9 protein-coding genes are annotated in these 8,221 nt (G+C 73.4%); 3 read left to right on the forward strand and 6 right to left on the reverse strand.

Going from position 1 to position 8,221, the window contains the following annotated elements:
- The first annotated feature begins 1 nt into the window (after position 1).
- Positions 2–814 carry a class I SAM-dependent methyltransferase gene (locus tag DMB42_RS12945; protein ID WP_125634121.1) on the forward strand — a complete coding sequence of 271 codons (813 nt, stop codon included), beginning with the start codon at positions 2–4 and terminating at the stop codon, positions 812–814.
- A 147-nt stretch (positions 815–961) separates the two neighbouring features.
- Positions 962–1,477, forward strand: a complete 516-nt coding sequence (locus DMB42_RS12950) for a hypothetical protein (RefSeq protein ID WP_125634123.1) — start codon at positions 962–964, stop codon at positions 1,475–1,477.
- A 22-nt stretch (positions 1,478–1,499) separates the two neighbouring features.
- On the opposite strand, the gene DMB42_RS12955 is transcribed toward DMB42_RS12950, so the two are convergent.
- Positions 1,500–2,423 (reverse strand): AraC family transcriptional regulator, encoded by a 924-nt coding sequence (locus tag DMB42_RS12955; protein WP_125634125.1) that lies wholly within the window; start codon positions 2,421–2,423, stop codon positions 1,500–1,502.
- 113 nt (positions 2,424–2,536) lie between these two features.
- Here DMB42_RS12955 and DMB42_RS12960 point away from each other — a divergent pair, with 113 nt between their 5' ends.
- A complete protein-coding gene (locus tag DMB42_RS12960; protein ID WP_125634127.1) occupies positions 2,537–3,088 on the forward strand; it encodes an NADPH-dependent FMN reductase in 552 nt (183 codons plus the stop codon).
- Between the two features lie 31 nt (positions 3,089–3,119).
- On the opposite strand, the gene DMB42_RS12965 is transcribed toward DMB42_RS12960, so the two are convergent.
- From DMB42_RS12965 to DMB42_RS12985, 5 genes are read right to left on the reverse strand one after another with little or no spacing between them, the layout of a single operon-like run.
- The gene (locus DMB42_RS12965; RefSeq protein WP_185844620.1) at positions 3,120–3,389 is read right to left on the reverse strand and encodes an acyl carrier protein; all 270 of its coding nucleotides are present in this window, start codon (positions 3,387–3,389) and stop codon (positions 3,120–3,122) included.
- Positions 3,382–5,232 (reverse strand): HAD family hydrolase, encoded by a 1,851-nt coding sequence (locus DMB42_RS12970; RefSeq protein WP_125634131.1) that lies wholly within the window; start codon positions 5,230–5,232, stop codon positions 3,382–3,384. Before DMB42_RS12970 ends, DMB42_RS12965 begins: the two co-directional genes overlap by 8 nt.
- 11 nt (positions 5,233–5,243) lie before the next feature.
- The gene (locus DMB42_RS12975) at positions 5,244–6,260 is read right to left on the reverse strand and encodes a 3-oxoacyl-ACP synthase III family protein (protein WP_125634133.1); all 1,017 of its coding nucleotides are present in this window, start codon (positions 6,258–6,260) and stop codon (positions 5,244–5,246) included.
- Positions 6,257–7,639 carry a lysine N(6)-hydroxylase/L-ornithine N(5)-oxygenase family protein gene (locus tag DMB42_RS12980; RefSeq protein WP_125634135.1) on the reverse strand — a complete coding sequence of 461 codons (1,383 nt, stop codon included), beginning with the start codon at positions 7,637–7,639 and terminating at the stop codon, positions 6,257–6,259. The genes DMB42_RS12975 and DMB42_RS12980 overlap by 4 nt, the downstream gene beginning before the upstream one ends.
- Complete coding sequence (locus DMB42_RS12985; RefSeq protein ID WP_125634137.1) at positions 7,636–8,214, reverse strand: GNAT family N-acetyltransferase; 579 nt, start codon at positions 8,212–8,214, stop codon at positions 7,636–7,638. The genes DMB42_RS12980 and DMB42_RS12985 overlap by 4 nt, the downstream gene beginning before the upstream one ends.
- Between the last annotated feature and the right edge of the window lie 7 nt (positions 8,215–8,221).

Here is an 8,221-nt window from a genome sequence, read left to right on the forward strand (position 1 = left end):
CATGCACCGCTGGCGACCCCGACTCGGGCTGGTCCAGGAGACCCTGCTGCTCACCCTGTACGCCAGAGCCCTCGACGCCGGGCTGCCCGGCCCGATCCTCGGCGACGAGCTCTCCGCCGAGTTGGCCGGCCGGATCGACTACGACTTCGGCAAGTTGAAGGTCAAACCCAGCCTCGTCGTCTCCACCGCGCTGCGCGCCAGGATGCTCGACGACGTCGTACGCGCCTTCGTCGCCGCCCATCCCGGCTGCGTGGTGCTCGACCTGGGCTGCGGCCTGGACACCAGGATGCGGCGCTGCGACCCGCCGCCGGACGTCGACTGGTACGACGTCGACTTCCCTGACGTGGTGGAGGTGCGGTCCGAGCGGTTGCCCGGCCGTTCGCACCTGGTCGGCGCCGACCTGACCGGGTCCGGCTGGCTCGCCGGCGTCCCCGACGACCGGCCGGCCGTCATCGTCGCAGAAGGGCTGCTCCCGTTCATGCCCGGCGACTCCTTCCAGGCGATGACCCGCGAGCTGACCCGGCATTTCCCCTCGGGCGAGTTCGCGATCAACGGTTACACCCGCTTCGCCGCCTGGGCGATGAAGTACCACCCGACGATCAGGGCGCTCGGCATCAGGGCGGCCCAGGGCTTCGACGACGCCCGTGAGCCGGAGTCCTGGAGCGCGGGGCTCGAACTGGTCGAGGAGCAACTGCTCACCCGCGCGCCGGAAGTCGCCCGGTTCCCGCAGCCGCTGCGCGCGCTGACCCGTCTCACCGCGCTCAGCACCGCCGTGTCGCGGCAGGGAGCACGCGTTCTCCGCTACCGCTTCTGAGCGTCGCCGACCCGGGCGGACGACGGCGGAGGAGTCCGATATTCCTCCAGGTCGACGCCGTAATTCGCGGGCTCTCGCAAGGGCCGGGATCGCCTGCCACCATGGAGTCCCCGGGGAGTCCGGGCGATCTCCGGAAGGGGGCGGGCCATGAGGTGGGAGGGCGACGACGGGCGGCACGAAGGCTGGGGCGCCACGGTCTTCCCGGACGGTTGGGTCTCCACCGGACCGGCCGACGGCGGGGTCAGAGTGCACCTGATCGGATCGGACGGCCGCATCGGCTTCGACCGCGGCGACGTCGTGGACGGCCGGACCGCGATCGGCTGGCGCGGCCACTGCGCCTGCGGCTGGCAGGGGCCGCTGTGGGAACGGGTCGCCAAGGCCCGCCACGACTTCGCGGCCCGGCGCATCTACGCCCTGACCGAGGGCCTGCTGTTCGGCGACGCGCCGGACGACGTCGCCGTCGCCATACGCGCCGAGTGGGAGACCCACCTCGACCCGCCGACCCTCGTCACGGTCCGCCAGGCGGCCGAGGCCGTACGCCGTGCGCGAGGCCACCTGGACGCCGCCGTGCACGCGGCTCGTGAGGACGGCCGCTCGTGGACCCAGATCGGCGAAGCCGCCGGGATACGCCGTCAGTCCGCCCAGGACCGCTGGGGGCCCTGACCTGCGCAGCCGCCGCCGGGGCTCAGGCGGCCGCGGACTGGCGGCGGTAGCGGCCCGGCGCCACGCCGAACTCGCGCTTGAAGGCGTTGCCGAAGGCGAACTCCGAGGCGTACCCGACCCGCTCGGCCACCTGCGCCACCGAGGCGTCGGACTCGCGCAGCAGGCGGGCCGCGCTCATCAGCCGCCACCAGGTCAGGTACGCCAGCGGCGGTTGCCCGACCAGGCCCGTGAACCGGCGGGCGAACCCGGCGCGCGACATGCCCGCGGTGGCGCCGAGCGACTCGACCGTCCAGCGGCGGGCCGGGTCGCGGTGGATGGCGTCGAGCGCGCGGCCGACGACGGGATCGGCCAGCGCGGCGGCCCAGCCCGACACCGTGCAGGGCTCGTCCTGGGTCTCGAAGTAGGCCCGCAGGACGTAGAGCTGCAACATGTCGAGCAGGGCCGACACGACGGTGTCCGTGCCGGGGCGCGGGTTGTCGATCTCGGCGGCCAGCAGCTCGACGGCGGCCCGCAGCTCCGGATGGGTGCCGAGCGTGGCGGGCAGGTGGATCACGCCGGGCAGCGCGCTCAGGATCGGGTGCGTCCGGTCGAGGTCGAGCCGGTAGCCGCAGGACAGGATCACGGTCTCGGCCCCGCCGCCGCCGTGGCCGGCCGAGGCGAACAACTCCGAGTGCGGCGCGCAGTCCGACTCGGCCAGCGGCCGCGCGGGGTCGTCGGCCAGCCCGTAGCGGTCGCCGTGGGGCAGGAACACCAGATCGCCCACGCTCAGCGGAACGGGCTCCCCGTCCGGCGGGAGGAGCCAGCACGACCCGCGCAACACCACCTGGAACCCGGCGGACCCGGGCGCCGAGCGGAACGCCACCCCCCAGGGCGCACGGAACGAGACGCGGACCGAGACCGGACGCCCGCACCGCATGAACGCCATCACGTCGCTCAGCACATCCATGGCGGCCAGTCTAAGACCTGAGACGCTGAAGCATAAATGGTGGACAGCAGCGCATTCAGTATCTCGACCGGCCTCCCTACGGTGGTTCTCGTAACCGACTGAGGGAGATCGACATGCTGAAGGTTGGCATCATCCTGGGCAGCACCCGTCCGGGGCGCAACGGCGAGGCGGTGGCGCACTGGGTGCGCGACCTGGCGGTCAAGCGGGGCGACGCCGAGTACGAGCTCGTCGACCTGAAGGACTACGACCTGGGCAACCTCGACGAGCCCGAGCACCCCGCCATGGGCAATTACCAGCACGAGCACACCAAGCGCTGGTCGGCCACGGTCTCGTCGCTGGACGCGTTCGTCATCGTGACGCCGGAGTACAACAACTCCTACCCCGGCTCGCTCAAGAACGCCCTCGACTACCTGTACGCGGAATGGACCAACAAGGTGGCCGGGTTCGTCGGCTACGGCGTGGACGGCGCGCCCCGGGCGATCTCGCACCTGCGGCACGTCCTCGGCCTGCTCAGCGTGGCCACCGTGTCCCAGCAGGTCGGGTTCTCGCTCCAGGCCGACTTCGCGGACGGCTTCAAGCCCGTCGCCGCCCACGAGGACCGGCTGAACCTCGTCCTCGACCAGGTCCTCGCCTGGGCCTCCGCGCTGCGCCCGCTGCGGGTGTGACCGGGCGCGACGGCGAGCACGCCGGTCACCGTCAAGGGACGGGAGCGCCCGGCGCCGGCCGGTTCGCCCGCTCGGCCGCCTTGATGGCCTCGGCCAGATCGCCCACCGTCTCGATGGCGAGATAGGCGCGCAGGTCGAACGTCACCCCCCAGCGCTGCTCGATCAGGGTGAGCAGCCGGAGCGCGGCCAGGCTGCTCCAGTTGCCGAGCCCCTCGAAGCGTGACTCGCCGGTGATCGGCCGGCCCCGCTCGCGGGTGGTCTGGGCGATCAGCCGCGTGAGGTCGTCCAGCGGTTCAGGCACGGGCACTCTCCTCATCGAGGTCGATCCAGTCGGGCCGCAGGTCGGGGCGGGGGACGAGCGGCAGCGTGAGCCGGTCCCCGGCGGCCGGGGCGAAACCGGCGGAGGGGTAGAAGGCGGCCCCCGGGCGGTTGCGGGAGCTGGGCACGAGACGGGCGTCCAGGCGGGCGGCGCCGTCCGCCAGCGCCCGGTCGATCACGCTCTGCAGGACCGCGTGCTCCACTCCACGCGAGAAGACGCGGCAGCTCATCACGAAGTTCTCGATCAGCCAGTGCCCCGGACGCCGGGAGATCCAGACGCCTCCCACCATGCCCTCGGCGCCGAACCGGTCCGCCACCTCGAAACCGAGCAGGACCCGGTCGGCCGAACGGGCGAACGCCCCGGTCTCGGCCTCGGAGTGCGCGCCCTTGACCATCGCGAACTGGTTGGTACGGGAGGCGAGCTGCACCAGGCGCGGCACCATGTAGTCGTCGGCCTCCCGTACGGTGACGCGGAGCCCCAGGCTGCGCAGATACTCCTCCGCCGAGGTGAACGACTCCGCCTCGCGCTCCCGGTCGTACCGGGCCCGGTACAGCCCGGTACGGTCCCGGTCGGCCTCGGTGGTCGCGAGGACGGCGAAGTGGTCGGGGTCGAGCAGCCCGCGCACGTGACCGGCCGGGTCGCCGCGCAGGTGCACCACCGCGACCTCGGGCAGCGCGTGCCGCACCTGCGCGCACTCGAACCGGCTGTCGTCGGCGAACACGAACGAGTCCAGCCCCAGCCCGAGGCTCCCGGCGAGGTGGCGGAGCTGGTCGCTCTTCGGCTGCCAGCCGGTCGCGCGCGCCACGAAGTCCTCCGCCCGCACCAACATGCCGGGATGCTCGCCGAACACCCGATCCACGATCTCCGGCTCGTTCTTGCTCGACACCGCGAGCAGCACCCCCTGCCGCCGCAGGTCCTTGACCCGGCGCTGCACCTCCACGTACGCGTTGCCGGGGTAGAGCGGGCCCAGGTCGATCCCGGTCAGGCCGTCGTCGCCGACCACGCCGCCCCACAACGTGCCGTCCAGGTCGAGGACGAGGACCTTGCGCGACAACCCGGCGACCGCCCGGCAGAACGTCGCGGCCTCCCGCGCGTACAGCAGTTCCACGCCCGCCGACCAGGCCATGCTCGCGAACCGGTGCAGGCGTTCGTCGCGCAGCCCGCCGGGATGGTCCGTGAGCAGCGACTCCAGGTCCACCACGTGGACCGGGCCGGGCCGTTCGCCCAGCTCCAGCAGCTCGCAGTTGAGCTCCCGCCAGATCCGGCCGAGCGCCGCCCTGTCCCGGAAGGAGATCACCGCCCGCTGCTCCGGCCGCGACAACGGCACCGTGTGCAGCAGCACCGAGCCCCGCGTACGGCCCGCGAAGCCGTCCACGGCCCGGCGCAGCGCCGCCAGCCGTTCGCCGAGGGCCGCGCGCAGGGTGGCCGGGTCGCGGTCGTCCGGCAGCAGCGCCTCGTCGTGCAGCAGGAGCAGCGTCACGTCCGGGCCGAACGCGGCCAGGTCGGAGCCGGGATCGGCGAGCTGGGCCTCGGCCTGCCCGAAGGGGCACACGTACAGCTCGGGTGCGATGCCCGCGCGCAGCAGCAGCACGCGCAGCAGCGGCGCGACGGCCTCGGCGGTGAACGTCGCGGCGATCGCGACCCGCAGCGGCCGCCCGGCCGGCAGCAGCAGGGCGTTCGGCACGTCCGCCATCCGCAGCCCGGCCTCGACCAGGACGGGCACGTCAAGCGTCTCGTCGTCGAGCGCCGCGGGCAGTGCGAGGTCGGCGGCGGCCCCCGGCAGGGCGAGCGCGCTCAGCCGGTCCAGCAGATCGTCGGCATCCATGAAGGGCTCCTTCAGACCCGCAGCAGCGTGCACGTCCAGTGCATGCCGCTGCTCACACTCGTCAGCGCCACCAGGTCGCCGGGGACCAGCTCGCCGGTCTCGACCAGCCGGCCGAGCCCGAAGATCTGGTCGGCGCAGCCGAGGTGCCCGTGCGCCATCGCCAGGTCCGCGTTCGTCCGCCCGATCGGTACGCCGAGCTCGCCGGCCAGGTCCGTGAAGGCCGGAAGGTTGTCGTGCAGGTGGACGATCCGGGCGATCGAGCCGGTCGTCACGCCCGCCCGCGCGCACGCCCGTTCCAGCACCTCGCGGTTGCGGGCCAGGGTCGTACGGGCGAAGTCGAACATGGCCATGATGTCGCCGCCGAAGAACTCCTGCAGCCGGTCGGCGGGCGCGGCGATCCTGGCGGGCACGGCCCTGGCCGGGGTGAACGGCCGGGCCGAGCCGCCGGCGTCCAGCCGGTAGAAGTCGGCGTAGCGGCCGTCGGTGAGCGTCTCGGTGACCAGCCACCGGCAGCTCCCTGCCCCGCGGCGGACCAGCGCGGCGGCGGCGCCGTCACCGTTGACGCAGGTGTTGACCGACAGACGGTCGCAGTACTCCTCGCACACCCGGTTGGCGCCGATGATCAACGCGGTGGCGTGCGACTCGTGGGTGGCGAAGCGGCCCGCGACCGTGTCGAACGCCGTGACCCCGCCGCCGCACGCCTGGTTGACCAGCAGCGCCTCCGCCCGGTGCGCGCCCAGCCTGGCCTGCACCGCCGCGGCCGCGTCCCAGTACAGGTACTCGGCCAGGTCGGCGGCGGCCAGGACGACGAGGTCGAGCTCACCGGGCGCGACCCCGGCCCGGTCCAGCGCCTCGCCGCCCGCCCGTACGGCCAGGTCCGTCAGTCCGACGTCCGGCGCGGCCCGGTGGAAGGCGCGGTACCCCCAGCCGCGGACCGTCCGCGCGTCGCCCGGGTGCCCGTCCATGAGCACCGACACCGGCACCGGCTCGCCCAGGGCCTGGCCGAAGGCGACGACCCCGAAGCTCATGCCTCCTCTCCCGGCTCCCACGGCCCGGCGGCGGCCAGCGCGGCCGTACGGGCCTGGGCGGCCGACCCGTTCCTGCCCGCCGGGGCCGGGCGCGGGCTCTGGCCGGACCGTACGGCGATCGAGTGCAGGATCTCGCCGGAGCGCACGGCGATGTTGGACAGCAGCCCCGAGCTGATGCCGTGCGTGTGCTCGGTCGGGCCCTGGAGGTAGATGCCGCACTCCACGTCGTCGGCCGTCTCGACGCGGTAGTCGCGGGTGACCCTGGGCCTGCCGCGCTGGTCCCGCAGGCAGTGCTCGCCCATCTCGCCCAGCAGGCCGAAGACGTCGCTCTCGCGGTAGCCGGTGGCCAGGACGACCAGGTCGGCGTCCAGCACGTCTGGCTCGGCCGACGGCAGCGACTCGACGACGACGCGCACGCCGTCGCCGGTGTCGAGCACCTCCACGACCCTGGACAGGTTGAGGATGCGCAGCCGCCGCCGGCCGCTGACCTTCTCCTGGTAGAAACGCCGGTACAGCTCGTCGATCAGGTCCGTGTCCACCACCGAGTAGTTGGTGTTGCGGTGGTAGTCGGACATCATCCGCCGGACGTCCTCGCCCGCCGCGTAGTGCAGGTCCACGGCCTCGGGGTCGAAGACGCGGTTGGCGAACGGGCTGTCGTCGGCCGGGCTGTAGCCGTACCGGGCGAACACGGCGCACACCTCGGCGTCGGTGAACGTGCGGTGGGCGTACTCCACCACCTCGGCGGCGCTCTGCCCGGCCCCGACGACGACGATCCGGCGCGGCGGCGGGCCCTGGAGCCGGGCGATCCTGGTCAGCAGCTCGTCGCTGTGCCAGACGCGCGCCGAGACCGGCGTGCCCGGGGGCAGGGCCGGGCGCAGGCCGGTGCCGAGCACGATGTTGCGGGCCCGGCGCACCTCCAGCCGCCCCTGCGGCCCGCCCCTGCGGACCGTCACGTCCATCGCCTCGACGCGCCCGCCGCGCCGGACCGGCCGGACGCCGACGACCGTGCAGGAGTAGTCCACCAGGTGCGCGAAGTGGCCCGCGACCCACCGCAGGTAGTCGTTGAACTCGATGCGCGAGGGGAACAGGTTCTTGTGGTTGACGAAGTCGATCAGCCGCTCCTTGGCGTGCAGGTACGCCAGGAAGCTGTACTCGCTGGTGGGCCTGCGCAGGGTGACGAGGTCCTTCAGGAACGACACCTGGACGGTCGCGCCCTCGATGAGCATGTCCCGGTGCCAGGTGAACTCCTCCTGCCGTTCGAAGAAGACGCCGGCCAGCCGCCCGCCGCCGCGGTTGTGCTCGTCCAGCGCCACGGCGAGGCCCAGGTTCGACGGGCCGAACCCGATCCCCACGACGTCGCAGCTGCGGGGGTCGTTCATCCCTGTGCTCCCGTCAGTCCGTGTCCGGGGCGCGGCCGGACCATCAGCGCCGCCGTCTTGTGCGGGAACGCCACCTCGCCGGCCCGCCGGAACCCGGCCTTGCCGAACGCTCTGACCGAGGCCAGGTTGAGCACGTTCGGCTCGGCCACCGCCCGCTCGGCGGCCGGGTCGGCGGCGAGCAGGCCGTCGGCGACCGCGCGCAGCAGCAGCGAGCCCAGCCCCCGGCCCGTGTCGCCGGCCTCCCCGACGGCGATGTGCACGCCCAGGTCACTGGGCTCGGAGGCGTACAGGGCGGCCAGGCGGTCGCGTCGTACGCGGTAGATCTCCAGGTAGGCCACGTCCCGGCCCTCGTGGGCGGCCACGCAGGGCAGCGAGTGGTCGCCGGAGAGCTGGGCCGTCAGCTCGGCCGTCCATTTGTCCAGGGTCCACGCCTGGTCCCAGGCGGTCGCCACGTGCGGCTCGTTCATCCAGCGCCACACCAGCCGGGCGTCGCCGTCCTCGGGCGAGACACGCCGTATCGTCCACGGCGGCCCGAGCGGCGGCAGCGGGGGCGGTCCCACGGTCAGCATCATCATCTGTTGT

This window comes from Nonomuraea sp. WAC 01424, assembly GCF_003947315.1.
In the GTDB taxonomy this organism is placed as follows: Bacteria; Actinomycetota; Actinomycetes; order Streptosporangiales; family Streptosporangiaceae; genus Nonomuraea; species Nonomuraea spiralis.

Coding starts and splice junctions, on each gene's coding strand:
- DMB42_RS12980 (WP_125634135.1), bottom strand. CDS start 7,639: ATGAACGACCCCCGCAGCTGCGACGTCGTGGGGATCGGGTTCGGCCCG.
- DMB42_RS12960 (WP_125634127.1), top strand. CDS start 2,537: ATGCTGAAGGTTGGCATCATCCTGGGCAGCACCCGTCCGGGGCGCAAC.
- DMB42_RS12985 (WP_125634137.1), bottom strand. CDS start 8,214: ATGATGATGCTGACCGTGGGACCGCCCCCGCTGCCGCCGCTCGGGCCG.
- DMB42_RS12970 (WP_125634131.1), bottom strand. CDS start 5,232: ATGGATGCCGACGATCTGCTGGACCGGCTGAGCGCGCTCGCCCTGCCG.
- DMB42_RS12950 (WP_125634123.1), top strand. CDS start 962: ATGAGGTGGGAGGGCGACGACGGGCGGCACGAAGGCTGGGGCGCCACG.
- DMB42_RS12945 (WP_125634121.1), top strand. CDS start 2: ATGCACCGCTGGCGACCCCGACTCGGGCTGGTCCAGGAGACCCTGCTG.
- DMB42_RS12975 (WP_125634133.1), bottom strand. CDS start 6,260: ATGAGCTTCGGGGTCGTCGCCTTCGGCCAGGCCCTGGGCGAGCCGGTG.
- DMB42_RS12955 (WP_125634125.1), bottom strand. CDS start 2,423: ATGGATGTGCTGAGCGACGTGATGGCGTTCATGCGGTGCGGGCGTCCG.